The following is a 25565-nucleotide window of genomic DNA, read 5'->3' as shown; positions in this document are numbered from 1 at the left end:
CCCCCCCCCCCCCCCCCCCCCCCCCCCCCCCCCCCCCCCCCCCCCCCCCCCCCCCCCCCCCCCCCCCCCCCCCCCCCCCGCCCGGGTGCTGCTCGCGGAGGGTGAGGGGCCGTTGCGGTCCGGCGACGCGATCGAGGGGCCGGCCGACGGTGTCCGACGACCGAGCGTCATGAGTTCGGGTGCTGTTCACCTGCACGTCCAGGGGACCTCGCCTGATCGGCATAGCGTCCAGGTGTTCCTGACTGACACCTGGAGGTCCGTGTGTCCACCCGACCGGACGGCGGGCGGGTCGTCCCGCTGCCACTGCTGTCGAACCACTCCGCCCGCCGGGCATCGGCCACCTGCAAGTACCGCTGCGGCAACGCCTGCGCGCACGAGGCGCCGAACACCTCCGGCAACGGCTACTTCGGCGACGTCGTCGCGAGCGTCCTGAGCCGTCGCGGCGCGCTGAAGGCGGGGGGCGTGCTGGCGCTGGCGGTCGGCGGGGCCTCCGCCCTGTCCGGCACCGCCGCGGCCACCGCCCCGCGTCCCGCCGGTCGTCCCGTGCCGGGCACCGACTTCGCGCCGGTCGCGCCGAACCAGGAGGACCGGCTCACCGTCCCCGAGGGCTACGCGCAGGGCATCGTGATCCGCTGGGGCGATCCGCTCGTCGACGGCGCCCCCGAGTTCGACTTCCACCACCAGTCGGCGGCGGCGCAGGAGAAGCAGTTCGGCTACAACAACGACTTCGCCGGGTTCGTCCCGCTCGACGCGGCAGGCAGGCGCGGGCTGCTCGTGGTCAACCACGAGTACACCACCGAGTCGCACATGTTCCCGGACTACGACGAGGACAACCCCACCGAGGAGCAGGTCCGCATCGCCTGGGCCGCGCACGGCCTGTCCGTCGTGGAGGTCGCGAAGGAACGCGGCAAGGGCCTCGTCGCGCGGCGCGGCGAGCGCAACCGGCGGATCACGCTGAACACCGAGTTCGAGGTGCGCGGACCCGCCGCGGGCAGCGACTTCCTCAAGACCTCCGCCGACCCGACCGGCACCCGCGTGTTCGGCACCCAGAACAACTGCGCGGGCGGCGTCACCCCGTGGGGCACGATCCTGTCCGGCGAGGAGAACTTCCACCAGTACTTCGGGCACTCCGAGCTGATCACCGAGCCGGTCGCGGCCGAGCGCTACCGGCGCTACGTCATCGGCACCGGCGAGACCGACCGCAAGTGGGAGCGCTTCGACCGCCGCTGGGACGTCTCGCAGGAGCCGAACGAGCCGAACCGCTTCGGCTGGGTCGTCGAGATCGACCCGAACGATCCGACGTCCACCCCGGTCAAGCACACCGCGCTGGGCCGGTTCAAGCACGAGGGCGCCACCATCCAGATCGCCGACGACGGCCGGGTGGTCGCCTACTCCGGTGACGACGAGCGCTTCGAGTACATCTACAAGTTCGTCTCGAACGGCCGGTACAAGCCGGGCCGCAGCGCGCACGCGCGGCGGCACAACTCGGCGCTGCTCGACGACGGCACCCTCTACGTGGCCCGCTTCCACGGCAACAGCCCCGCCGAGGAGATCGACGGTTCGGGCGCGCTGCCCGCCGACGGGCACTTCGACGGCACCGGTGAGTGGTTGAAGCTGGTCAGCGGGAACGAGTCCTTCGTGCCCGGCTTCAGCGCCGAAGAGGTCTACGTGTTCACCCGGCTCGCCGCCGACGCGCTCGGCGCGACGAAGATGGACCGGCCCGAGGACATCGAGCCGAACCCGGTGAACGGCCGCGTCTACTGCGCGCTGACGAACAACAGCAACCGCGGCTCCGCGGACAACGCCCCGGTCGACGAGGCCAACCCCCGGGTCGGCAACAAGCACGGGCACGTCCTGGAGTTCGCCGACGACACCGCGGGCACCCGGTTCCGCTGGAACCTGCTGCTGGTGTGCGGCGACCCGAACGACCCGGGCACCTACTTCGGCGGCTTCGACAAGTCCCAGGTCAGCCCGATCTCCTGCCCGGACAACGTCACCTTCGACCGGTTCGGGAACCTGTGGATCACCACCGACGGCAACGAGCTCGGCTCGAACGACGGGCTGTTCGCGGTGCCGGTGGACGGACCGGAACGCGGCAAGGTGAAGCAGTTCCTGACCGTGCCGGTGGGCGCGGAGACCTGCGGTCCGGTGGTCCTCGACGACCTGGTCACGGTCAACGTGCAGCACCCGGGCGAGGACGCCGAGGACGCCCAGCACCCCACGTCGCACTGGCCGGACGGCGGCGACTCGCAGCCGCGGCCCTCGGTGGCCGTGGTGTGGCGGGAGGACGGTGGTGAGATCGGCCGGCGCTGATCTCACCTGCGAGCGCGGGGGCCTTCCGAACACGGGAGGCCCTCGTTGCGCTCGCCGGTGACCGGGCCGGACCGGGGAACGCCCGATCACCAGGCGCGGAAGGATTCCGGCGCGCACGTCCCACGGGAAATCCCGGAGCACCCGAACGCGGGCGTCGCGCTCCGCGGGTGCACCAACGCCCCGCGCGGCGCCGGTCCACCGGAAGGCCCCGGCGCGCCCGCCCGACCGCGGGCGGAGGCGTCCGGCCCGGTGGGGCGCCCGGCGCACCGTGCGCGCGCGTGCGACGGATACGATTCAGACCATGTCTGAACGTCCGATCGCCCTGGTCACGGGTGCTTCCCGCGGCATCGGGGCCGCCACCGCCCGCGCCCTGTCCGAGACCCACGACGTGCTGCTCGGCGGCCGGGACGGCGAAGCGCTGCGGGAGCTGGCGGCGGAGATCGACGGCGCCCGCCCGTGGCCGGTGGAGCTGACCGATCCGGACGCGGTGGCGGCGGCGGTGCGGGACGTGGACCGGCTGGACGTGCTGGTGCACAGCGCGGGGCTGGTGGAACTCGGCGCGGTCTCGGACGTGTCGGTCGACTCGTGGCGGCGGACCTTCGAGCTGAACCTGTTCGCGGTCACCGAGCTCACCCGGCTGCTGCTGCCCGAGCTGCGCGCGGCCTCCGGGCACGTGGTGCTGATCAATTCGGGTTCGGGCTTGAACGCGAAGCCGAACTGGGGTTCCTACGCGGCGAGCAAGTTCGCGCTGCGCGCGTTCGCCGACGTGCTGCGCGCCGAGGAGGCCGCGAACGGCGTCCGGGTGACCTCGGTCTTCCCGGGCCGGGTCGACACGGACATGCAGCGCGGCGTGGTCGCGGCCGAGGGCGGCGAGTACCGGCCGGAGCGCTTCCTGACCCCGGAGTCGGTCGCGGGGCCGGTCTGCACCGCGGTGCGCGCCACCGCCGACGCCCACCTCACCGAGCTGGTCGTCCGCCCCTCCTGACGTCGCCGGGCCGCGGCCGTTGCGGGCGGCCGTCCGCGCACCGGGTCGCCGCCGGGGAGTCCGCAGGCCGGCGCCCGCCCCGGATTAGCGTGCTCGGGTGACCGTGCTTCGTTCGATCGTGCTGTTCGCCCTCGCCGCCGTCGCCGAGATCGGTGGTGCCTGGCTGGTCTGGCAGGGGGTGCGCGAGCACAAGGGCCTGTTGTGGATGGGCGCCGGGGTGCTCGCGCTGGGCGCCTACGGGTTCGTCGCCACCTTGCAGCCGGACGCGAACTTCGGCCGGATCCTCGCCGCGTACGGCGGGGTCTTCGTGGCGGGCTCGCTGGCGTGGGGCGTGCTGCTGGACGGGTTCCGGCCGGACCGCTGGGACCTGGCGGGCGCGGCCCTGTGCCTGGTCGGCGTCGCCGTGATCATGTACGCGCCGCGCGGCTGAGCCGGGCCCGGACGCGAGAACGGGAGGGAGCACGCGGGCTTCCCTCCCGTCCCCGGTCGATCGGTGCCGCTACTGGACGGCGATCGTCGCGTGCCGGTCCTGCTCGGTACCGCCTTCCGCGGTGCCCTTGCCGACGACTTCGAGGCGTTCCTTCGGGACGCCGGCCTCGGTGAACGCGTCCGCGACGGCCTGCGCCCGCTGCTGGGACAGCTCCTGGTCCTTCGGCGACGGGTTGCCGGTGTCGGCGACGTAGCCGGTGATGGTGAACTTCAGCTCCTGCGGCGCGGACTTCGCCAGCTCGGCGGCCTTCTTCGCGGTCTGCTCGCCCTGCTCGGTGAGGTCCGCGCTGTCGGCCTCGAAGGTGATCGGGCTCTGTGCGAGGGCCTGGTCGATCTGCTGCTGCAGAGCCGTCTTGGCGGCCGCCGGGTCCGGGCTCGGCGGCGGCGCCGGGGTCTGCTCCTGCTGCTGCGCGGGCGGCGCCGGTGGCACCTCGCCCTCCTGGCCACCCTGGCCCTGGTCGTCGCCGCCGCCGGAGCAGCCTGCGAGGAGTGCGACGAGCGCGGCCGCCGCCACGCCGTAGGGGGCTGTTCTTCGATCCATGCCGACCTCCGCGAATCGGGCTCGCCGGGCGCGGCGCGCGTGGGGCGCCCGGAGCGTGGGTCCCTCCATTGGATGTCGAGGTGGAGGTCCGGGCAGGTCGGGTTTCGGGCTCCCACGCGATCGTGTGAAGCCGTCCGGGTTGCGCGATCGGCCGCGCGTGGGGGCGAGATGCCCGGTTCGGCGCATGTCACAGGGCCTTCCCGGTGGTTTCCGGCCCACCCGCTCGACAGAAGTTACTGCGGGGTAATACTCTGGAGTTACCGACGAGTAAGGCCATGTCCGGAGAGCGGGGCCGGCTCGGATCATCAGTGCGGAGAGGGAGCCTGCGAAATGGGCCACTACAAGAGCAACGTCCGCGATCTCGAATTCAACCTGTTCGAGCTCTTCAAGGTGCAGGACCGGCTCGGCACCGGGGCGTTCGAGCAGTCCGACGAGGACACCGTGCGCGGTGTGCTCAGCGAGCTCAACGCGCTCGCCACCGGGCCGCTCGCCGAGTCGTTCGCGGACGGCGACCGCACCCCGGCGAAGTTCGACCCGAAGACCCACTCGGTCACGCTGCCGGAGTCGTTCAAGAAGTCCTACCAGCAGGTCATGGACGGCGAGTGGTGGCGGCTCGGGCTCTCCGACGAGCTCGGCGGCTACGGCATCCCGCCGACCGTGCAGTGGGCCACCTCCGAGCTGATCCTCGGCGCCAACCCGGCCGTGTACATGTACATGGCGGGTCCGCAGTTCGCCGGGATCGTGCACAAGAACGGCACCGAGGAGCAGCGCGCCTGGGCCGACCTGATGATCCAGCGCGGCTGGGGCGCCACCATGGTGCTGACCGAGCCGGACGCGGGCTCCGACGTCGGCTCCGGGCGCACCAAGGCCGTCAAGCAGGCCGACGGCAGCTGGCACCTCGACGGCGTGAAGCGGTTCATCACCTCCGCCGACCAGGACATGACCGAGAACATCATGCACCTGGTGCTGGCCCGCCCCGAGGGCGACGGCGTGGAGAGCAAACCCGGCACCAAGGGCCTGAGCCTGTTCCTGGTGCCCAAGTTCCACTTCGACGGCACCACCGGCGAGCCGGGTGAGCGCAACGGCGCCTTCGTCACCAACGTCGAGCACAAGATGGGACTGAACGCCTCCGCCACCTGCGAGCTGACCTTCGGCCAGCACGGCACGCCCGCGCAGGGCTGGCTGCTCGGCGAGGTGCACGACGGCATCGCGCAGATGTTCCAGGTCATCGAGTACGCCCGGATGATGGTCGGCACCAAGGCCATCGCCACGCTGTCCACCGGCTACCTCAACGCGCTGGAGTACGCCAAGGAGCGCGTGCAGGGCGCCGACCTCACCAAGGCCACCGACAAGACCGCCCCGCGCGTGGCGATCACGAACCACCCCGACGTGCGTCGCATCCTGCTGCTGCAGAAGGCGTACGCGGAGGGCCTGCGCGCGGTGTACCTCTACACCGCGACGTACCAGGACCAGATCGCGCAGGGCAAGGCGAGCGGCGCGGACGTGTCGCTGGCCGAGCAGGTCAACGACCTGCTGCTGCCGATCGTGAAGGGCGTCGGCTCGGAGCGGGCGTACGAGAACCTGACGCTGTCGCTGCAGACCCTCGGCGGCTCCGGCTACCTGCAGGACTACCCGATCGAGCAGTACATCCGGGACGCCAAGATCGACAGCCTGTACGAGGGCACCACGGCGATCCAGGCGCAGGACTTCTTCTTCCGCAAGATCGTCCGCAACAACGGCGCAGCGCTGGGCCACCTCGCAGCCGAGGTGCAGAAGTCGCTGGAGGCCGAGGGTGCGGACGACCGGCTCAAGGAGGAGCGGGCGCTGCTCGCGAAGGCGCTGGACGACGTGCAGGGCACCCTCGGCGCCGTCTTCGGCTTCCTGACCTCCGCGCAGGAGGACGTGACCAACATCTACAAGGTCGGCCAGCACGCCGTGACCGTGCTGATGAGCATGGGCGACCTGCTCATCGGCTGGCTGCTGCTGCGCCAGGCCGAGATCGCGCTGGCGGCGCTGGACGCGGGCGCCTCGGCGAAGGACCAGCCCTTCTACCAGGGCAAGGTCGCGGTGGCCCGGTTCTTCGCGAAGAACGTGCTGCCGGAGCTGACCGGCCGCCGCAAGATCGTGGAGAACGCGGACAACTCCATCATGGAGCTGGACGAGTCGGCGTTCTGATCCGGCGCGAGACCGGCGGGGGGGGGGGGGGGGGGGGGGGGGGGGGGGCGCCCCCCGGGGGGGGGGGGGGGGGGGGGGGGGGGGGGGCCCGGGCGGGGGGGGGGCCCCCCGCGGGGGGGCGGGGGGGGGCGGCCGGCGGCGGGGGGCCCCCCCCCCCCCGCCGCCGGGCCGCCCCGCCCCCCCCCCCCCGCGGCGCCCCCACCCCGGTCAGACCCGGACCAGCGCCTTGAGCGCCTTCCGGTCGGCCATCGCCCGGTACGCGTCCGGCACCCCGTCCAGGTCGGTGACGTGGTCGAACACCCGGCCCGGCCGGACCGCGCCGGAGAGCACGTCCGGCATCAGCTCCTCGACGTAGGACCGCGCCGGGCAGACGCCGCCGCCGATCCGCACGTTGCGCATGAACAGCTCCCGCAGGTCCACGCCGCCGCCCTCCTGCGGGACGCCGACGTAGCCGATCGCGCCGCCGTCGCGGACCAGGCGGGTCGCGGTCGCCATCGACTCGGCGGTGCCCACGCACTCCAGCACCGAGCGCACGCCTTCGCCGCCGGTCAGCTCCCGCACGCGCCGCACCCCGGCGTCGCCGCGCTCCGCCACCACGTCCGTCGCTCCGAACTCGCGGGCCAGCTCGGTGCGGTCCGGGTGCCTGCCCATGATGATCAGGCGTTCGGCGCCGAGCCGGGCGGCGGCCAGCACCCCGCACAGGCCGACGGCACCGTCACCGACCACGGCCACCGAACCGCCCCGCCGCACCTCGGCGGACACCGCGGCGTGGTGCCCGGTCGGGAACACGTCGGCCAAGGTGAGCAGCGAGGGCAGCAGCGGATCGTCCTGCTCCACCGGCAACCGCACCAGCGTCCCGTCCGCGTGCGGCACCCGCACCGCCTCGCCCTGCGCGCCGTCCTCGCCGGGCGAGCCGTACACCCCGCCGGACGGGCAGGACGTCTGCAACCCCTCCCGGCAGAACCGGCAGGTGCCGTCGGAGAAGGTGAACGGCGAGACCACCAGGTCACCCGGCCCCACCGACCGCACCGCGGACCCGGCCTCCTCGACCACGCCCAGGAACTCGTGGCCGATCCGCTGCCCGGCCTCGTCGCGCTCCATGCTCTTGTACGGCCACAGGTCGCTACCGCACACGCAGGTCAGCACCACCCGCACGACCGCGTCCGCCGGTTCCCGCAGGGCCGCGTCGGGCACCTCCTCCACTCGCACGTCGCCGGCTCCGCGGATCACGGTGGCTCGCATCGCTGGCTCCCTCGGTCGGGTTCGTCGTCCCCCACCGGGTGCCCGGGTGCGGCGCGGCCGATGCCTCGGAACGCGGACGAGGCCCCTCCCGGAACCGGGAAGGGCCTCGTCGGCGGTGCGGGTCAGGGCGCCGGTGGCGCGCCGCAGTGGATGATCGGCTGCGGGTTGTAGACCGTCTTGGTCGGCTTCTCCTTCTTGACCTTCCCGGTCTTCACGTCGGTCAACGTGCGGGTGTCGGTGACGGTGAAGCCGCCGTTGCCCTTGCTGGGGCTGCACGGCTCGCCCGGCGGCACGACCTTCTCGTGCGGGGGCTTCTCGTTGGTGCGCGGACCGGTCTCGGAACCCACGTCGTACTGCTTGGTGCCCCAGAACTTCACCGTGATCGACGACGGCGTCCACTCCGTGGTGATCATGATTCCGCTGGCGAGCGTGTTCTTGAACTTCACGTCGATGACGCTGCTGCCGTCCGGGTTCTGGAACACCGTGGCCTCGCGGCCCGCCGGGTAGCGGCTGATGTAGTAGCTGTGCTCCTTGTGCTCCACGTCCTGCACGCCCGCGAAGTACGAGGCGTTGAACAGGGTGGTCGCGAACTGCGAGATGCCGCCGCCGACCGCCTTCGCCGGGCGGCCGTCCTCGATGATCCCGGACTCCACGTAGCCCTGCGCGGTGCCGCGCGGGCCGGTGTGGCCGTTGAGGCTGAACGTCTCGCCCGGCTTGATCACCGCTCCGTTGACCTGCTCGGCGGTGCGCCGGATGTTCACCCCGGACGCCGCTTCGAAGCCGCCGGTCTGGTACTCGCTGATGACTTCCTTGATGCCGAGGCCGTTGGCCTGGTCGGTGCTGAACGCGGGCGGCTGCTGCTCGTAGACGGCCTGCACCGTGCGGTCCTGCTTCTTGCGGGCCACGTCCAGGAGCTTCTCGAAGCTCTTCTCCCAGTTGACCCCGCGGCCCTCCAAGGAGGGGTGCACCACGGGACGGCCGCCTTCGAGGACCACCTCGGCGTCCTTCGCCGGCTTCATCGTGTCGAGCAGCTGCGGCTCGACCCCGCCGATCACCGTCGGCAGGTCGAGGTGCGAGCGGAGCCCGCCCTTGCCGTCCGGTTCGAAGCGCAGCGCGGCGGCCACGGTCTCCGGGGCGAGCGCGGCGTCGTGGCCCTCGCCCTTGATCGCGATCGGACCGGACACCGCGGGCTGGGCCACGTTCCGCAGCGCCTGGTGCACGCCGTCGGAGGTGGTGCTCACCGCCTGCTCGGTGAACGGGACCTGGACGGCGCCGCCCTTCGCCCAGTCCGCCATGACCTGGTCGGCGGCCACCTGCACGTCCACCGAACGGCCGGTGACGGGTTCGACCGCGACCGGGGTGGCGCCCTCGAACTTGATGGTGCCCTCGGAGGCCGGTCGCTCCAGGCGCGGCTTCACCTGCTCCAGCGCGGCCACGACCTGCTGCTCGTCGCCGTGGCTGACCGGGGAGATCTCGCGGTTGGTGAACAGCGAGGCGATCCGGGTGAACGGGTTCAGCGGCTGCGAACCGGCCTGCTCGATGGTGGCCGGCCAGTCCATCGTCAGCCCGGACTGCTCCGGGGAGATGGTGGCGGTGGAGTCCCCGGCCTGCAGCTGCACCGGCTGCTGCAGGTTCGGGCCGAGCTCCTCGCGCAGCTTGCGCTCCGCCGCGGCCGGGGTGAGGCCGCCGACGTGCACGGCGGCGACGGTGGTGCCGCGCGGCACGGTGCCGCTGCTGAACGTCAGGTCGCCCACGTAGAGCAGCAGCAGGACGCCGGCGGCGATCCCGGCCACGATGCCGCCGCGGATCAGCTTGCGGCGGTCCTTGGGGCCGCTCTGCTCCGGCGGGTCCTCGGCGAAGCCGCCGCCGATGCCGCCGGCGAACCCGGCCGCCGACGGCGAGTTCGCGTCGGCGGGGACCTTCGGGATGTTCTGGGTGCGCTCGGAATCGACCTCGGGGTACGAGATCTGCTGGGTGGGCGGCGGGGCGGCGAACGAACCGCCCGAGGTCTGGACCGTCGGTTCCTGGCCGCTCACCGCGGGGTGCACCGCGGTCGACTCGGACGAGCCGAGGAAACCGGGGGCGCCGAGGAAGTCCGTGGGCGAGGCGTAGGTGCCGCCGCTCTCGGCGGGGACCGTGGGGATGGTCTGGGTGCGCTCGGCGTCGTCCTCCGGCGGTTCCTGCCCGAGGCGCTGCGTGTCGTCGGCGCCGGACTGCTGCGAGAGCGGGCGGGTGCCGCGCTCGGCCGGGGCGGCGGATTCCGCCGGGGTTCCGGAGGGTGCCTGCTCCGCAGCCGAGCCCGTCGCGCCCGCCGACGCGGACTGCGCCGTCGCGGATCCGGTCGACGCGGACCCGGCCGATGCCGATCCCGTCGATGCGGATCCGGCCGCGGCGAGCTGCTCCGCGGAGATCTGCGTGGTCCGCTCCGCCGCCGATTCCTCCGGCACGCCGGTGGGGGCCGGGGTGCTCGGCCGCGTGGCGTCCGCGGCGGAGCCGCCCGATGCGCCGGGCCGCTCCGCCCGGCCGGCCGGGTCGTCGCCCGCCGGTTTCCGGTTCGGATCGTCCCCGGATGAGACGTCGTAGTTTTCCGGCACCGCTTCCCCTTCATCGGTCTGGTCGTGCGGTGGGGTACATCAGCGAACAGGCGCCGGGGCGGTCCGTCAAGGACGCCGTGCCCGCCTCACCCCGACAGCGGCGGCACCTGGGAGGGGTGCCGGTCGCGGCTCGCGGTGGATCAGTGGCTCACAGGTACAGGCCGGTGCCCTGTTCGATCTGCTCGCTGGCCACGGCGTGCAGGTCGCGCTCCCGCATCACCAGGTAGGGCTGGCCCTGCACTTCGACCTCGAACTGCTCCTCGGGGTTGAACAGCACCTGGTCGCCGACCTTCACGGCCCGCACGTGGCTGCCCACCCCGAAGACCTCGCCCCAGAGCAGCCGCTTGGCCACCTGGGCGGTCGCCGGAATCACGATGCCACCGCTGCTGCGGCGTTCGCCTGATTCCGCGGAGACCCGCACCATGACCCGGTCATGCAGCATCTGGATCTCGAGCTTGGCATCGGTCACCCGAAAAGTTTACGTGCCCGCCCCGGCGGGTCCGCCGCGCAGGGGGCCGCTCACGCTCCGGCGTCCATACCGCCCATCACCAGGGGCAGCCGCGGTGGGCCACCTGGCGCAACCCGCACCGGCACTCCCCAGTCCTGCCTGGTCAGGTTGCAGGTGGGGTGTTCGACGGCGGGGTCGTCGGTGCAGCTGGCGGCCTGCGCGACGACGTGCAGCACGCCGTGCTCGATGCCGTCGGCGAGCACCAGCCGCCGTTCCAGGTCGGTTCCGGTGCCCGCGCCCTCGACCAGGAGTTCCGGCGGGGACGCGGTGATCTCCAGCCGGGTGGAGGGCCCGTAGCGGTCGTCGAGCTTGCTGCCCGGCGGCGGGGTGAACACCACGGCGAGCCGCACCTCCCCGTCGCCGATCTCGGTGGCGGGCCGCGTGACCTGCTGCGATGCGCCTTCGACGAGCTTCGCGGAGACGCCGGGCGGCACCGGCCGCTCCAGCCGGTGCGCCGCGGAGGACACCACCACGAGCTCCCCGTCGACCACGGCCGCGCCGGACGGTTCGGCGAGGTGGGTGGCGAGCGTGGCGACCTCGTTCGATGCCGGATCGTAACGTCGGAGGGCCCCGTTGTAGGTGTCGCAGACGGCGACCGACCCGTCCGGCAGCACCGCCACCCCCAGCGGGTGCTGGAGCAGCGCGCTCTCCGCGGGGCCGTCGGCGTGGCCGAAGTCGAACAGCCCGGTGCCGATCGCGGTCCGCACCCGGAACCCGGTGCCGTCCGCTTCGATCCAGCGCAGCGCGGAGGTCTCGGAGTCGGCGAGCCACAACCGGTCCCCGCCGTCGGCGAGGCCGGAGGGCTGGGCGAAGAACGCCTCGGCCGCGTCCCCGTCCCGCAGGCCCTCCACGGTGGTGCCCGCGAAGCGCCGGACCTGCCCGGTGCGCGGGTCGAACAGCCCGAGCGTGTGGTTGCCCGCCATCGCGATGACGACGCCGCCCGCCGGTTCCCACCAGGCGACGTCCCAGGGGCTGGTCAGCGGGGTGTCCGTCCCCGGGCCCCCGTCCGCGCCGTCGCGCCACTGCTCGCCGGTGCCCGCGACGGTCGTGACGTGCCCGTCGGCGAGCCGCACGCCGCGCAGCAGGTGGTTCACCGTGTCCGCGACGACCAGGTCGTAGCCGGCCTCGACGGCGACGGCCGCGGGCAGCACCGCGATCCCGGCGGGTTCGGCGAAGGAGGCCTCGGCGGGCCCGCCGTCGCGGGCGCCGCGCTCGCCGCTGCCGATGCGGCGCAGCACCGTCTCGCCGTCCTGGGCGAACTCGACCAGCGAGTGGTTCGCGGAGTCGGAGACCAGCACGGTGCCCGGCCCGGCGGCGATCTTCGCGGGGAACCGCAGCTCGGTGGCGGCGGGTTCCGGCGGCACGTAGGGGCCGTCGCCGCGGTGCAGGGTGCCCTTCGCGTCGTGCTCGGCGACCAGTTCGCGCAGCACGCTGCGCAGCGCGTCCACGTGGCCCTCGCCCGCGGCGACGTGCACCAGGTAGCCCTCGGGGTCGACCACGGCGAGCGTCGGCCACGCCTTGACGGCGTAGTTCTGCCAGGTCGTCAGCTCGGGGTCGTCGAGGACCGGGTGGTGCACGGAGTAGCGCTCGACCGCGGCGAGCAGCGCGTCCGGGTCGGCTTCGTGCTCGAACTTCGGCGAGTGCACGCCGACGGTGACCAGCTCGTCGGCGAACTCCTGCTCCAGCGGCCGGAGCTCGTCGATGACGTGCAGGCAGTTGATGCAGCAGAACGTCCAGAAGTCCAGCAGCACGATCTTGCCGCGCAGGTCGGAGAGCAGAACCTCCCGGCCGCCGGTGTTCAGCCACTGCCGCCCGGTCAGCTCGGGCGCGCGGACGCGGGTGCGGAGGTGCGACGCGGTACTCACGTGCGGAGTCAACAACACCGGCCGGGCGCCCTGTTCCCGCGTCCACATGCCGGGAAGTTCGCCCGGCGCGGGAATGGCGGGGGCGATCGGAAGCTTGATCCGGTACGCGGATCGCGCCGGGTTCCCGCCGCGGGAGCGGCCGGGAGGAGGGGTGCGTCGGGGTGTCGAAACCCCGGAATTGGAAAGCCCCGCGGTGCTGCCAGGTCGGGGGTCCGACAGCACCGCGGGGTCACCATCCATATCGGCGGCACCCCCGGCGTTGTTACACACCGACCTCGGTGTGACTCAAGTCACGCCGTTGTGGGTGCCGCGGATGCCGCGAACGGCCGGTTCGCGGCTCGTTGACCAGCGCGTTCGGTGAGCTCGGCGGTGTTTCCGCACCGGCGCGGGAATTCGCGATCGGCGGCCCGCCGGCTCAGCCCCCGTGGAGCGCGGCGATCGCTTCCGGCCCGTACCCGGCGGCCAGCAGCGGCCGCCGCACGTCGCGGTCGAGATCGGGCAGGTAGCCGAGCAGCACGTCCGCGGGCCCGGTGATCGACGCCCGCTCCAGCGCCGCGGGCAGCAGCAGCGTCCGGCCCGGTTCGAGCTCGTCGTCGCCGCCCGCGCTGCGCACCCGCGCCGCCCCGCCCGCGTTGCTCAGCAGCAGGACCCGGCCGACGGGCAGTTCCCGCTCGGTTCCCGCGCCGAGCCGCCACCGCTCCAGGGCGAAGTGCGGTCCGGCGCAGCACAGGACGCGGTCGGCGTCTCCGCTCGGCGGCAGCCGCAGGCCCGGCGTCGGGTGCGGCCGGGCGGCCGGGTCCCACTCGTCGAGCAGCCGCTCCACGTTCGCGCGGCGCTGCTCCGGGTCGACCGGCGAGCCGTCCTGCATGTTCCACGGCATGGCGTGCTGCTGGATGTCGGAGGTCTGCTCGATCTCGTGGATCAGCGTGTCCGGTCCGAAGCTGTGCGGTGTCCCGCCCGGGACGTAGACGGTGTCACCGGGGCGCAGCGGCAGTTCCCGCAGCACCGAGCCGAAGTCCTCGGCGAGCAGCGTCGAGCGCAGCTCCGCCCGGTCCACGCCCTCCCGGGTGCCGATGAAGGCGGTGGCGCCGGGCGCGGCGTCCAGCACGTGCCAGGCCTCGGTCTTGCCGTTCGGCTCCCGTTCGAGCCGCCGGGCGGTCTCGTCGTCGGCGTGCACGTGGACCGGCAGCATGCCCGTCCCGTCGATGAACTTGGTCAGCAGCGGGAAGCGGTCGCCGCGCCAGCCCGGCCCCACCAGCTCGTCGGGGTGCGCGCGGGTGAGCTCCCGCAGCCTCCGCCCCGCCAGCGGCCCGGCCACGACCTCCGCGCCGCGGCCGTCCACGTCGCTGACCTCCCAGGTCTCGGCGATCCGGTCCGCTGGCAGGGCCCCGCCTCCCCAGCCGGTCGGCGATGGCCCGGCCGCCGAAGACGTGCCGGGCGACGGGCGTGCTCAACCGCAGCGGGTACCAGCGCGGCGTCACAGGATCGGCACCCCGCCGGTGACCGCGATGCGCGCGCCGGAGATGTACGCGGCCTCGTCGGAGGCCAGCAGCACGTAGGTCCCGGCGAGCTCGGCCGGCTGCCCCGGCCTGCCCAGCGGCACGTCCTCCCCGAAGTGCTCCACCTGCTCGGTGGGCATCGTGGCCGGAATCAACGGCGTCCAGATCGGCCCCGGCGCGACGCTGTTCGCCCGGATCCCGCGCGGCCCGTACAACCGGGCGAGCCCGGCGGTGAAGTTCGCGATGCCCGCCTTCGTCGCGTCGTAGGCCAGCAACGTCGGCGGCGGCATGTCCGAGTTCACCGAGGTCGAGTTGATGATCGAGGAGCCCGGCCCCAGGTGCGGCAGCGCCGCCTTGCACAGGTGGAACATCGCGCTGAGGTTGACCGCCACCGTGTAGTCCCACTCCTGGTCGGGGACGTCCTCCAGCCGGTCGCGGGTCATCTGGAACGCCGCGTTGTTGACCAGCACGTCGATCCGGCCGAACGCCTCGACGGCGCGGTCCACCACGGCCCGGCAGTGCGCCGGGTCGGCGAGGTCGCCGGGCACCAGGACCGCCGTGCGCCCGGCCTCCTCGACGTGGCGCGCGGTCGCTTCGGCGTCCGACCGCTCGTCGAGGTAGGACAGCAGCACGTCGGCGCCCTCCCGGGCGAAGGCGATCGCGACCGCGCGCCCGATGCCGCTGTCGGCGCCGGTGATCACGGTGGCCTTGCCGGTCAACCGGCCGGATCCGGTGTAGCTCCGCTCGCCATGGTCGGGATGTGGGTCCATCTCCCCGGTGACTCCGGGCGGTGCCTGCTGCTGCGGTGGTGTGGTCACGACCGACTCCCTTCCGTGCGCCCCCTCCGCCCTACCCGCGGCCCGCGGGGTGAAACGGCGCTCACTTGAGCGGGTCGTGGCCCCAGTTCATGAGCGAGTAGCGCCAGGTCGTGCGGGTCGGGTCGCCGGACGGCCGCTGGGCGAGGTGCCGCTTGACGTAGCCGCGGACCTCGCGCATGTGCGCGAGGTCGTCGCCGGTGAACTCGGCGCGCTTCTCGCGCAGCAGCGACACGATGCGCCGCCCGGACGCGTGGCCCTTGGTCTCGCCCCCCTCGCCGGACTGCCCGGCGCTCTTCGACTCGTCGGTGGCCAGCCACCGCTCCAGCTCCGCGGGGGTCATGTTGACGAGCTCCTCGAACTCGTCGATCAGCTGCCGATCGGTGTCGGTCATCGCCGCCTCCTGGTCAGGTCCGGTCGAGTTCGCGCAGCACGGTCTTGCGGGCCTTGTGCTCGCGCTCGTGCCGCGCGGCCGCCGCCGCCTCGCGCGGGGGCAGTTCGCGGGCGCGCCGCGCGGCCTCCCGGGCGGGGAGCTCGTCGAGCTCGGCGGACCTGCGCGCCGACTTGGCGGCGGGCGGGTTCGCGGCGTGCTGCGCGCCGCGGCGGGACGCCTCCCGCTTGGCGCGGCGGGTCTCGCGGCGCTCGCGCGGGGTCAGCTCCTCCCACGCGGCCTCCGGCAGGTACCGCTCGGTGGTGCCGTCGTGCCGGGCCCGCGCCGAACCCGATTCGGTCTGCCAACGCTCCTCGGTCCACCGCTGCAGGTCCCGCTGGGCGCGGGTGCGCCGCCTCGGGTGCCGGTAGCCGCCGCCGTGCTGCTCGTACCGCTGCGCGAGGAGCTGGCTCTTGCGCGCCGACCACTGCCCCGGCGCGCCGCCGTCGTCGGAGTCCTTCAACTCGTCCTTCAACCGCTCCCGCAGCCGGGGGTCCGTGTAGTCGCGCTCGTAGTCCGCGCTGCTCTTGCCCATGCCGGTCGGCTACCCGGACGCGCGGCCGCCACGCGCGGTTGGGCGTCCCTCGGGCCGGGGAACTCGGCCGGGAGGGACCGGCGACAGGGGGGCGAGATGGGGATCGACGCTGCGGCGGGGAGCGGGCCCGCCCCGCTCCGGGCACCGGGGATCGTGCTCGGGATCGGCCTCGGCGGGTTCGTCGACGGCATCCTGCTGCACCAGCTGCTGCGGTGGCACCACATGCTGAGCAGCACGGACGACGACGCCATCGGGATCCGGTACTACGACCCGGCCACCACCTCCGGGCTGGAGATGAACACGGTGTGGGACGGGGTGTTCCACACCGTCTGCTGGCTCGCCGTGCTCGTCGGGCTGGCGCTGCTGCACTCGCGGGTCACCCGCCGGCGGCGCCGGGTGTGGGGGTCGCGGGTGCTGTGGGGGTGGGTCCTGGTCGGCTGGGGCGTGTTCAACCTGGTCGAGGGCGTGCTCGACCACCACCTGCTGGGCATCCACCACGTGCGCGACGGGCCGCACCGGCTGTGGTGGGACTTGGGCTTCCTCGCGCTGGGGGCGTTGCTGGTGGTGGCGGGGTACCTGCTGCAACGCGGCGGTCGGTCGGTCGACCTCGGCGGAGGTGGTTCCCGATGAGCCACGACGCGCACGCGTTCGGGGTGCTGCCGTCCGTGCTCGCGCTGGTGCTGGTCGGCGCCGGGTACCTGCACCTCGCCGGGCTGGCGCGGCGCCGCAACCCGGCCCGCGGGTGGAGCCGGTGGCGCACCGCCTGCTTCGCCGCCGGGCTCGCGCTGGTGGCGGTGGCGCTGCTGCCGCCGGTCGCGAGCTTCGCGGGCGGGGACTTCCGCGGGCACGTGGTGCAGCACCTGCTGATCGGCATGTACGCGCCGCTCGGGCTGGTGCTGGGCGCCCCGGTGACGTTGCTGCTGCGCACCGCGCCGCCGATGGTCGGGCGACGGTTGACCGCGCTGCTGCGCAGCGGGCCGGTCCGGGTGCTGAACCGGCCGGAGATCGCGCTGCTGCTGTCCGCGGGCGGTCTCGTCGTGCTCTACGCGACTCCGCTGCACGAGGTGGGCGAGCACCCGGTCGGGCACTGGCTGCTGTTCGCGCACTTCCTGCTCGCCGGGTACCTGTTCGCGCACGTCATCGCGGGTCCGGACCCGGCGCCGGACCGGCCGGGGGTGCGCACCCGGCTGGTGTACCTCGGTTGCGCCATCGCGGTGCACGCGGTCACCGCCCAGCTGATGTACGGCGGCTGGACTGCCGTGCACGGCCCGGCGGCGGAGGTGCGGGGCGGCGCGGAGCTCATGTACTACGCCGGGGACGTCGCCGAGCTGCTGCTCGCCGGGATCCTCGTCGCGACCTGGCACCCGGAGCGGTCCCGGCGGGTGGGCTAGTCGGGCCGCCCGGGTGGGGGGGGGGGGGCCGCCCCCCCCCCCCCCCCCCCGGGGGGGGGGGGGGGGGGGGGCGCGGGGGGGGGGGGCCCCGCCCCCCCCGGCGGGGGCCTCCGCGTCGTCCGGTCAGCGCTCGACGATGGCGGTGACGCCCTGCCCGCCCGCGGCGCAGACCGAGATCAGGCCGCGGCCGGACCCGCGCCCGGCCAGCAGCTTCGCCAGGGTGGCGACGATGCGGCCGCCGGTCGCCGCGAACGGGTGCCCGGCGGCCAGCGAGGAACCGTTCACGTTCAGCTTCGCCGGGTCGATCTCGCCGAGCGGCGCGTCCAGGCCCAGCCGGTCCTTGCAGAAGTCCGGGTCCTGCCAGGCCTTCAGGGTCGCCAGCACCTGCGAGGCGAACGCCTCGTGGATCTCGTAGAAGTCGAAGTCGCCGAGCCCGATCCCGCCGCGCTCCAGCAGCTTCGGCACGGCGTACGCGGGCGCCATCAGCAGGCCCTCGTCGCCGCTGACGTGGTCCACGCCCGCGGGCACGATGTCGCTGAGGTAGGCCAGCACGGGCAGCTTGTGCGCGGCCGCCCACTCCTCGCTGGCCAGCAGCACCACGGCGGCGCCGTCGCTGAGCGGCGTGGAGTTGCCCGCGGTCATGGTGGCGCCCTCGCCCTTGCCGAACACCGGCTTGAGCTTGGCGAGCTTCTCGGCGCTGCTGTCCGGGCGCAGGTTCTGGTCCCGGGTGAGCCCCTGGAACGGGGTGAGCAGGTCGTCGAAGAAGCCGTCGTCGTAGGCGGCGGCCAGCCGCTGGTGGCTGCGGGCGGCGAGCTCGTCCTGCTCCTCGCGCCCGATCTGCCAGTCCAGCGCGGTGCGGGCGGCGTGCTCGCCCATGGACAGGCCGGTGCGCGGCTCGGAGTTCTCCGGGATGTCCGGCTTGACGTGCTGCGGCCGCACCCCGGTCAGCGCCTTGACCTTGCCGCCGGTGGTCTTGGCGTGGTTCGCGGCGAGCAGCACCCGGCGCAGGTCGTCGTTGAGCGCGATGGGCGCGTCGCTGGCGCTGTCCACGCCGCCCGCGATGCCGGATTCGAGCTGCCCGAGGGCGATCTTGTTCGCGACGGAGGTGACGGCCTCCAGACCGGTCGCGCAGGCCATCTGCACGTCGTGCGCGGGGGTGCGCGGGTCGAGCCGGGAGCCGAGGACGGATTCGCGGGCCAGGTTGAAGTCGCGGCTGTGCTTGAGCACGGCGCCCGCGACGAACTCGCCGACGAGCTCGCCCTGCAGGCCGAAGCGGGCGAGCAGCCCGTCCAGCGCGGCGGTGAGCATGTCCTGGTTGGACGCCTGCGTGTAGGGCCCGCCGGATCGGGCGAAGGGGATCCGGTTGCCGCCGACGATCGCGACGCGTCGAGTGGTGGGCATGCGGGACTCCTTCGGGACGGGACCGGTGGTCCGTGCGGTTCGGCTGGTGGTGCTCACCGGATCGGCGTGCGGGGCCGATCGTGCGGGGGCTCTGGTGCGGACCCCGCTGACCCTCTAACCTACCCGCGGGTAGGTTAGACGTCGAGTCCGCCTCCCGAGCGCCCGCCGCGCTCGACCCGCGGGCCGACCGCCCAGTCCACCGACCACCCGCTCACGGGAGTGCGCATGTCCGACCGGTACCAGCAGTTCACCTCGACCGGGTTCGGTCGAACGATCGCCAAGCGCATCGGCCTGCCCACGCCCACCCCGCTCCGCAGGTACCGGCCCGGCGACCCCGTCGTGGGCGGCCCGGTGCTCACCGGCGCCGCCGCGGGATCCCGGCTCGGCGAGGCGATCGCGGGGACGCTGGAGGCCGTCGGCGCCGAGGTCCGCACCGAAGCCGCCGCGGACGCCCGCTACGCCGCGCTCGTCTTCGACGCCACCGGCATCACCTCCAGCGCCCAGCTCGCCCAGCTGCGCGCCTTCTTCAGCCCGGTCATCCGCCAGGTCGGCACCTGCGGTCGCGTCATCGTGCTCGGCACCCCGCCGGAGGAGACCACCGAGGCCGGGGAACGCGTCGCGCAGCGCGCCCTCGAAGGCTTCGTGCGCACCGTCGGCAAGGAGCTCAAGCGCGGCGCCACCGCCCAGCTCGTGTACGCCTCCGAAGGCGCCGAGCGGTCCCTCGATTCCACGCTGAGCTTCCTGCTGTCGGCCAAGTCCGCGTTCGTCTCCGCCCAGGTCGTGCGGGTCGGCCGCGCCGACGCCCCGCAGGTCGATCGGGAGAAGCCGCTGCGCGACAAGGTCGCCCTGGTCACCGGCGCTTCCCGCGGCATCGGCGAGTCCATCGCCGAGACCCTCGCCCGCGACGGCGCGCACGTCGTCTGCCTCGACATCCCCGCCCAGGGCGCCGACCTGGCCGAGGTCGCCAACCGCATCGGCGGCTCCACCCTGCAGCTCGACATCACCGCCGAGGACGCGCCGCAGCGCATCGCCGAGCACTTCGCCGAACGCCACGGCGGGCTCGACGTGGTGGTGCACAACGCGGGCATCACCCGGGACAAGACGCTCGGGCGGATGGACGACGCGCGCTGGGACTCGGTGATCGCGGTGAACCTGACCGCGCAGGAGCGCATCAACGAGGCGCTGCTCGCCGAGGGCTCCCCGCTGAACGACGGCGGCAGGCTGATCGGCGTCGCCTCCATCAGCGGCATCGCGGGCAACGTCGGCCAGGCGAACTACGCGGCGTCGAAGGCCGGCGTGATCGGCCTGGTGCAGGCGCTCGCCCCGGTCGCGGCCCGCCGCGGCGCCACCATCAACGCCGTCGCGCCCGGCTTCATCGAGACGAAGATGACCGCGGCCGTCCCGCTGTTCATCCGCGAGGCCGGCCGCCGGATGAGCAGCCTCTCGCAGGGCGGGCTGCCGGTCGACGTCGCCGAGACGATCGCCTGGTACGCCAGCCCGGCCTCCTCCGGGGTCAACGGCAACGTCGTGCGGGTCTGCGGCCAGAGCCTGCTGGGGGCGTGATGAGCACCGAGATCGACGCGCCGCCGAACCTCTCCGCGCTGTACCTCAAGGCGGCCGCCACCGGACCGCTGCGCCGCGGCCGGGAGCTGCCGGAGACCGAGTACGTGCGCCGCGACATCGCCGTGGACCACGACCACCTGGCCGAGTACGACCGGGTCTGCGGGTTCGGGCTGCGCGACGTGCTGCCCGCGACCTACCCGCACGTGCTCTCGTTCGGGCTGTCGGTGCGGCTGATGACCGACCCGGGGTTCCCGTTCCCGCTGGTGGGGCTGGTGCACGTCGCCAACAGCATCACCGTGCACCGGCCGCTGCTGGTCACCGACGTGCTCACCCAGCGGGTGCGGGTGGCGGACCTGCGCCCGCACCCGAAGGGCAGGCAGCTCGACGTGATCACCGAGACCAGCGTCGAGGGCGAGGTGGTGTGGCGGGAGACCAGCACCTACCTGCGCCGCGGCAAGCCGGACGAGTCGGCGCCGCGGGCCGAGCGCGCCGCCGAGGTCGAGCCCGGTTCGGCCACCGCCGTCTGGCGGGTGCCCGCCGACCAGGGCCGCCGCTACGCGGAGGTGTCCGGGGACAAGAACCCGATCCACCTGCGGGCGCTGACGGCGAAGGCGTTCGGCTTCCCGCGCGCCATCGCGCACGGGATGTGGACGAAGGCGCGGGCGCTGGCGGGGCTGGAGGGCAGGCTGCCGGACGCGTACACGGTCGACGTGGACTTCGTGAAGCCGCTGCTGCTGCCCTCGACGGTGGAGTTCACCGCGCACCGGGACGCCGGGACGTTCGCGGTGCACTCCCGCTCCGGTAAGCCGCACCTGGTGGGGCGGCTGCACTGACCTGCGGGAAGGCGGGTCCGGGTCCGCGTGCGCGCGCGGATCCGGGTGCGGGTGGTGGGGGGGGGGGGGGGGGGGGGGGCCCCCCGCGCCCCCGCGGGGGGCGGGGGGGGCCGCGGGGGGGGGGGCGGGGGGCGCCGCGCCGCGCGCCCCCCCCCCCCCCCCCCCCCCCCCCCCACCCCGGGGTTGGGGGCCTCGGGGGGCGGCGCCCGGGGCGCCCCCGCCGGGCGACCAGGAGCGTCCTTCGACGAGGTCGCCGAACCCCATCCACGCGAGGTTCATCAACCGCATCGCCAGTCCGTCCGCGGTGTGCTCGGGGTGTTCCACCCACCAGTCCAGCAGCGATTCGGCGGCGCCGACCAGCGCGGCGGCGAACGGTTCCATCTGCTGCGGCTGCATCGGCTGCGCGGCGCCTTCGGTGGCGCGGGCCAGCAGGGAGGCGATGAGGACCATCGCCCGTTCCCGCCACTGCCCGAACTCGGCGGCGAACGGTTCGCCGCCCGCGGGTGCCTGCCGGTGCAGCAGCACCCAGCTGGCCCGGTTCCGCTGCACGTAGTCGAAGAAGACCCGCAGGCCCCGCCAGAGCTGCTCGTCGGGGCCGACCTCGGGGTCCACGGCGGTGCTGATGGCTTCGATCAGCCGGGTGGCCTCCCGCTGGATGCACGCCACGAACAGCTCCTCCTTGGAGCCGAGGTAGGCGTAGATCATCGGTTTGGAGATGCCCGCGACTTCGGAGATCTCGTCCATGGACGCGAGGTGAAAGCCGCGGGCCGCGTAGACCTCGACGGCGGCGTCGAGGATCTGCCGTTCCCGCACCGAGCGCGGTAGCCGCCTGCTGCGGGGTCGTGGGCTCTCCTCGTGATCGTCCGGGTCGGGCCGCATCCCACCTCCTGTTCTCCCGCCGCGGGCGGTGTTGCGGGCCGGTTCCGCGGCGTGCTCGGCTTGGTCCTGATCTGCGGGAGAGGCTAGAGCAGAACGATCAGCGGGATGCCTTGCCCGCCTTACCTACTCACCCGTAGTCTTACTTGTCAGTAGGTAATGGGAGGTCACATGTCCAAGTCGGATCCGGTCGCCGCGCTCGCCGAGGTCGACCCGAAGAAGATCGGCGAAGAGGAGTTCGTCGCGCTGCTGGCAGCGGCCTCCGAGCACGCCGCCGACGGGGCTGCGGACCTCAGCGAACTCCGCCCCGAGCAGTTCGCCAAGCTGATCTCGCGCGCCTCGGCCAAGCAGGTGGAGGCGGTCATGGCCCGCCCCGAGCTCCGCGTGCAGGTGCTCGACGAGGTGTTCCGCCGCATGAGCGAGCACTACAAGTCGGACAAGGCCCGCTCCACCGAGGCCGTGGTGCGCTGGCGCATCGGCACCGACGAGCAGGACACCGTCCGCTACGAGTCGGTGCTCTCCGGCGGGACCTGCACGGTGAACAAGGAGCCGCAGCACGACGACCCGCGGGTCACCATCATGATCACGCCGGTCGAGTTCCTGAAGCTGGTCTCCGGCAACGCCTCCGCGCCGGTGCAGTTCATGACCGGCAAGTTGAAGGTCGCCGGCGACGTCGGCTTCGCCGCCGGGCTCGCCGTTCCCCGGACTCGGCGCACCGCTTCTGAGAACCTGAACGCTCGGGAACCGGAACGCTCCGCACCCGTTTCGCAACGCACCACGCACTCCGCCACGAACCGAAGGATTTCGATGAGCTTCTCCCTGGAACTGAGCGAGGAACACCGCGACCTGCGCGATTGGGTGCACGGCTTCGCCGAGAAGGTCATCCGCCCTGCCGCGGCGGAGTGGGACGAGCGGGAAGAGACCCCCTGGCCGATCATCCAGGAGGCCGCGAAGGTCGGCCTGTACGGCTTCGAGACCGTCGCGACGTTCTGGGCCGACGACACCGGCCTGTCGCTGCCCATCGCCAACGAAGAGCTGTTCTGGGGCGACGGCGGCATCGGCATGGCGATCTTCGGCACCACGCTGGCGGTCGCGGGCATCTTCGCCGCGGGCACCCCGGACCAGATGGCCGAGTGGGTGCCGCAGTGCTACGGCGACGAGGACGACCCGAAGGTCGCCGCGTTCTGCTCCTCCGAACCCGCCGCGGGCTCCGACGTCTCGGCGATGCGCACCCGCGCCGTCTACGACGAGGCCACCGACGAGTGGGTGCTCAACGGGCAGAAGGCGTGGGCCACCAACGGCGGCATCGCGAACGTGCACGTCGTGCAGGCGGTCGTGGACTCCTCGCTCGGTTCCCGCGGGCAGGCGGCGTTCGTCGTCCCGCCCGGTACCAAGGGCCTGGAGTCCCCCAGCAAGATCAAGAAGCACGGGTTGCGCGCCTCGCACACCGCGGACGTGTTCCTGGACGACGTGCGGGTCCCCGGCAGCTGCCTGCTCGGCGGCAAGGAGAAGCTGGACGAGAAGCTCGCCCGCGCTCGCGAGGGCGGCAAGGGCTCGAAGGCCGGCGGCCAGGCCGCGATGAAGACGTTCGAGCTCTCCCGCCCCACCGTCGGCTCCCAGGCCATCGGCATCGCCCGCGCCGCCTACGAGCACGCGCTGGAGTACGCCAAGGAGCGCGAGACCTTCGGCCGCCCGATCATCGACAACCAGTCGATCGCGTTCACCCTCGCCGACATGCGCATGGAGATCGACGCGGCGCGGCTGCTGGTGTGGCGCGCGGCCTGGATGGGCCGCAACGACGAGCCGTTCACCGCCGGTGAGGGCTCCATGTCCAAGCTCAAGGCCGGCCGGGTCGCCACCTGGGCGACCGAGCGCGCCATCCAGATCCTCGGCGGCAACGGCTACACCCGCGAGTTCCCGGTGGAGCGCCTGCACCGCGACGCGAAGATCTACGACATCTTCGAGGGCACCGAGCAGATCCAGCAGCTCGTGGTCTCCCGCGCCATCTCCGGCCGCCACATCCAGTGATCCGCTGATCCGAAGCTCGGGCGGAAGCCCCTGGCGCCGACGGTGCCGGGGGCTTCGGCGCGTCCGGCCCGCGGGCGCGCCGCGATCAGGGCTGGGGCAGCGGAGCGAGGTCGGTGACGGTGACCGGGCCGGGGACGGTGGCGCCGTTCCACGGGACGGTCACGCTGTACGGGCTGACCGGGCCGGGGAAGGAGATCTCCAGGGCGCCGGGCACGGACCCGGGGATGCTGTTGCCGGTGTTCGGGTCGGTCACCTGGTAGCTGAACGCGGCCGAGACGGGGTGGGCCTCGTCGACGCGGTGCACCTCGGGCGTCCCCTCGGGGTACCGGGTGGGGATCTGCGCGGAGTCGCCCTGCACGTCCAGGAAGTTCAGGCCGGGGGCGCCGCCGAGCAGGCAGCTCTCGCCGGGCTTCGCGGTGAACCGGACGTCGGCGCCCTCGTGCATCATCGCGTGGTTCAGCGGGCCGACGGTGACGTCGACCTGCTCCGGGGTGCAGTACTCGTCGTAGTCGGGGTGGTCGTGCGGCATGGCCTGGGCGGTGCCCGCGAGCGCGATCCCGGCGAGCAGCGCGGACCCGGCGATGGCGGCGGTCTTGGTGTGCTTGGTGCGGAACACTGGACTCATCTCCCCGGTGCGGCCGTGCGGTCCCCCCGCCGGGAACCGCGACCTTCACGGCCACACGTTCGAGTGATGTTCGAGCGGCCCCCGACGTTGACTCGGAGTGAGCTGAATCACTGCATTCGCTCGCAAGATCCGGCTTCCGCCTGTTGACCCGGGGTCCGCGGGGCCTCCCGACCGAGGTTGCCGGGGCGTGGCGAACACCACTCGGGGAATGCTCGTCCCGGGGCCGATGTTGGAATGTGGGAGGGAAAGTTCCAGGGGCGTGCATCCTCGTGAGTGCTGCGAGGCATCATGTACTCGCCCGAAGGAATGAACATCAGCGGTCGGCGCGAGGCGAACGGTCTAGTTCGCGTTTGATCGGCACGGTGAGCGCGTGGGCTCACCGGTGCCATCGGCTGGGAGAGCCGGTCGCGCCACGAGTCCGGTGCCAGCGGTGCCGGCTCGACCTCAGCAACACGGCTTCGAGAACGAAACGGGAGGGCGAAGCGGTGAACAAGCCCGATCCAGGAACGCCGATCTTCGGCGAGCTGAACAACGAGCTCGGCGGTCTGCCGGACATCGACGTGCACGAGTTCGACTCGCACAGCTTCGACTTCGGCGGCGGGTCCGCCGAGTCCGACGGCGCGGCCCGGCAGAACGCGGCCGCGAACGGGGGCGGTGCCCGCTCCGGCGGCCGCCGCCGCAAGGAGGACTGAGCGCCGGGGCGGGAACTCCCGCACCGCGCACGAACGGGCGGGGGGGGCGCGCCCCCCCCCCCGGGGGGGGCGCGGGGCCCCCCCCCCCGCGGGGGCCGCCGAACTGGGTGGTGCCCGGGGGCGGGGGGGGGGGGGGCGCCCCCCCCCGCCCCGCGCCCAGGGCGC

Annotated in this window: 21 protein-coding genes and 1 pseudogene; 10 read left to right on the top strand and 12 right to left on the bottom strand. The window is 73.5% G+C overall.

Going from position 1 to position 25565, the window contains the following annotated elements:
* The first annotated feature begins 261 nt into the window (after nucleotides 1-261).
* From LCD31_RS21295 to LCD31_RS21285, 3 genes are all read left to right on the top strand, one after another.
* Nucleotides 262-2313 (top strand): PhoX family phosphatase, encoded by a 2052-nt coding sequence (locus LCD31_RS21295; protein ID WP_224960540.1) that lies wholly within the window; start codon nucleotides 262-264, stop codon nucleotides 2311-2313.
* A 301-nt stretch (nucleotides 2314-2614) separates the two neighbouring features.
* Nucleotides 2615-3298, top strand: coding sequence for an SDR family oxidoreductase (locus LCD31_RS21290; RefSeq protein ID WP_224960538.1), 684 nt, complete (start codon nucleotides 2615-2617; stop codon nucleotides 3296-3298).
* A gap of 97 nt (nucleotides 3299-3395) precedes the next feature.
* Nucleotides 3396-3728, top strand: a complete 333-nt coding sequence (locus LCD31_RS21285; protein ID WP_224960536.1) for a YnfA family protein — start codon at nucleotides 3396-3398, stop codon at nucleotides 3726-3728.
* A gap of 69 nt (nucleotides 3729-3797) precedes the next feature.
* Here the strand turns inward: LCD31_RS21285 and LCD31_RS21280 are convergent, their stop codons facing one another.
* Complete coding sequence (locus LCD31_RS21280; RefSeq protein WP_224960534.1) at nucleotides 3798-4328, bottom strand: OmpA family protein; 531 nt, start codon at nucleotides 4326-4328, stop codon at nucleotides 3798-3800.
* Between the two features lie 330 nt (nucleotides 4329-4658).
* Here LCD31_RS21280 and LCD31_RS21275 point away from each other — a divergent pair, with 330 nt between their 5' ends.
* Nucleotides 4659-6503 carry an acyl-CoA dehydrogenase gene (locus LCD31_RS21275; RefSeq protein ID WP_224960532.1) on the top strand — a complete coding sequence of 615 codons (1845 nt, stop codon included), beginning with the start codon at nucleotides 4659-4661 and terminating at the stop codon, nucleotides 6501-6503.
* A gap of 207 nt (nucleotides 6504-6710) precedes the next feature.
* Here the strand turns inward: LCD31_RS21275 and LCD31_RS21270 are convergent, their stop codons facing one another.
* The 8 genes from LCD31_RS21270 to LCD31_RS21235 all read right to left on the bottom strand — a co-directional run bounded on the left by LCD31_RS21270 (nucleotide 6711) and on the right by LCD31_RS21235 (nucleotide 15991).
* Nucleotides 6711-7745, bottom strand: coding sequence for a zinc-dependent alcohol dehydrogenase family protein (locus tag LCD31_RS21270; protein WP_224960530.1), 1035 nt, complete (start codon nucleotides 7743-7745; stop codon nucleotides 6711-6713).
* A 122-nt stretch (nucleotides 7746-7867) separates the two neighbouring features.
* Nucleotides 7868-10339, bottom strand: a complete 2472-nt coding sequence (locus tag LCD31_RS29645; RefSeq protein ID WP_224960528.1) for a VanW family protein — start codon at nucleotides 10337-10339, stop codon at nucleotides 7868-7870.
* A 148-nt stretch (nucleotides 10340-10487) separates the two neighbouring features.
* On the bottom strand, nucleotides 10488-10808 hold the full coding sequence (locus tag LCD31_RS21260) for a co-chaperone GroES (RefSeq protein WP_224960526.1): 321 nt from the start codon (nucleotides 10806-10808) through the stop codon (nucleotides 10488-10490).
* A gap of 50 nt (nucleotides 10809-10858) precedes the next feature.
* Complete coding sequence (locus LCD31_RS21255; protein WP_224960524.1) at nucleotides 10859-12760, bottom strand: NHL domain-containing thioredoxin family protein; 1902 nt, start codon at nucleotides 12758-12760, stop codon at nucleotides 10859-10861.
* A gap of 367 nt (nucleotides 12761-13127) precedes the next feature.
* The gene (locus LCD31_RS21250; protein WP_224960523.1) at nucleotides 13128-14054 is read right to left on the bottom strand and encodes a class I mannose-6-phosphate isomerase; all 927 of its coding nucleotides are present in this window, start codon (nucleotides 14052-14054) and stop codon (nucleotides 13128-13130) included.
* A gap of 135 nt (nucleotides 14055-14189) precedes the next feature.
* Nucleotides 14190-14981, bottom strand: coding sequence for an SDR family oxidoreductase (locus tag LCD31_RS21245; RefSeq protein ID WP_224960544.1), 792 nt, complete (start codon nucleotides 14979-14981; stop codon nucleotides 14190-14192).
* A 109-nt stretch (nucleotides 14982-15090) separates the two neighbouring features.
* Nucleotides 15091-15420, bottom strand: a complete 330-nt coding sequence (locus LCD31_RS21240) for a DUF3140 domain-containing protein (protein WP_224960522.1) — start codon at nucleotides 15418-15420, stop codon at nucleotides 15091-15093.
* Nucleotides 15421-15433: 13 nt separating this feature from the next.
* Nucleotides 15434-15991, bottom strand: a complete 558-nt coding sequence (locus tag LCD31_RS21235; protein ID WP_224960521.1) for a DUF5872 domain-containing protein — start codon at nucleotides 15989-15991, stop codon at nucleotides 15434-15436.
* A 96-nt stretch (nucleotides 15992-16087) separates the two neighbouring features.
* Between LCD31_RS21235 and LCD31_RS21230 the strand changes: the two genes are divergently transcribed.
* Together LCD31_RS21230 and LCD31_RS21225 are read left to right on the top strand one after the other, a co-directional pair.
* A complete protein-coding gene (locus LCD31_RS21230) occupies nucleotides 16088-16621 on the top strand; it encodes a DUF2243 domain-containing protein (protein WP_224960520.1) in 534 nt (177 codons plus the stop codon).
* Nucleotides 16618-17382, top strand: a complete 765-nt coding sequence (locus tag LCD31_RS21225) for a cytochrome c oxidase assembly protein (protein WP_224960519.1) — start codon at nucleotides 16618-16620, stop codon at nucleotides 17380-17382. Before LCD31_RS21230 ends, LCD31_RS21225 begins: the two co-directional genes overlap by 4 nt.
* Nucleotides 17383-17505: 123 nt before the next feature.
* Here the strand turns inward: LCD31_RS21225 and LCD31_RS21220 are convergent, their stop codons facing one another.
* Nucleotides 17506-18783 carry an acetyl-CoA C-acetyltransferase gene (locus tag LCD31_RS21220; protein WP_224960518.1) on the bottom strand — a complete coding sequence of 426 codons (1278 nt, stop codon included), beginning with the start codon at nucleotides 18781-18783 and terminating at the stop codon, nucleotides 17506-17508.
* 225 nt (nucleotides 18784-19008) lie between these two features.
* Between LCD31_RS21220 and LCD31_RS21215 the strand changes: the two genes are divergently transcribed.
* A complete protein-coding gene (locus LCD31_RS21215; protein WP_224960517.1) occupies nucleotides 19009-20346 on the top strand; it encodes a 3-oxoacyl-ACP reductase in 1338 nt (445 codons plus the stop codon).
* The gene (locus LCD31_RS21210; RefSeq protein WP_224960515.1) at nucleotides 20343-21179 is read left to right on the top strand and encodes a MaoC family dehydratase; all 837 of its coding nucleotides are present in this window, start codon (nucleotides 20343-20345) and stop codon (nucleotides 21177-21179) included. The genes LCD31_RS21215 and LCD31_RS21210 overlap by 4 nt, the downstream gene beginning before the upstream one ends.
* Before the next feature lie 222 nt (nucleotides 21180-21401).
* On the opposite strand, the pseudogene LCD31_RS21205 reads toward LCD31_RS21210, so the two are convergent.
* A pseudogene (locus LCD31_RS21205) lies at nucleotides 21402-22058 on the bottom strand (TetR/AcrR family transcriptional regulator); the annotation flags it as partial.
* Nucleotides 22059-22226: 168 nt separating this feature from the next.
* Between LCD31_RS21205 and LCD31_RS21200 the strand changes: the two are divergent.
* On the top strand, nucleotides 22227-24083 hold the full coding sequence (locus LCD31_RS21200) for an acyl-CoA dehydrogenase family protein (RefSeq protein ID WP_224960513.1): 1857 nt from the start codon (nucleotides 22227-22229) through the stop codon (nucleotides 24081-24083).
* Between the two features lie 85 nt (nucleotides 24084-24168).
* Here LCD31_RS21200 and LCD31_RS21195 read toward each other — a convergent pair whose 3' ends face one another.
* A complete protein-coding gene (locus tag LCD31_RS21195) occupies nucleotides 24169-24708 on the bottom strand; it encodes a DUF4232 domain-containing protein (RefSeq protein ID WP_224960511.1) in 540 nt (179 codons plus the stop codon).
* Between the two features lie 485 nt (nucleotides 24709-25193).
* Between LCD31_RS21195 and LCD31_RS21190 the strand changes: the two genes are divergently transcribed.
* A complete protein-coding gene (locus LCD31_RS21190; RefSeq protein WP_224960509.1) occupies nucleotides 25194-25400 on the top strand; it encodes a hypothetical protein in 207 nt (68 codons plus the stop codon).
* Nucleotides 25401-25565 lie beyond the last annotated feature (165 nt).

It is taken from the genome of Saccharopolyspora sp. 6M, assembly GCF_020176775.1.
GTDB classification, from domain to species: domain Bacteria; phylum Actinomycetota; class Actinomycetes; order Mycobacteriales; family Pseudonocardiaceae; genus Saccharopolyspora_C; species Saccharopolyspora_C gregorii.
The sequence above is the reverse complement of the archived record's forward strand: the minus strand, read 5'-3'. Positions and strand labels throughout refer to the sequence as shown.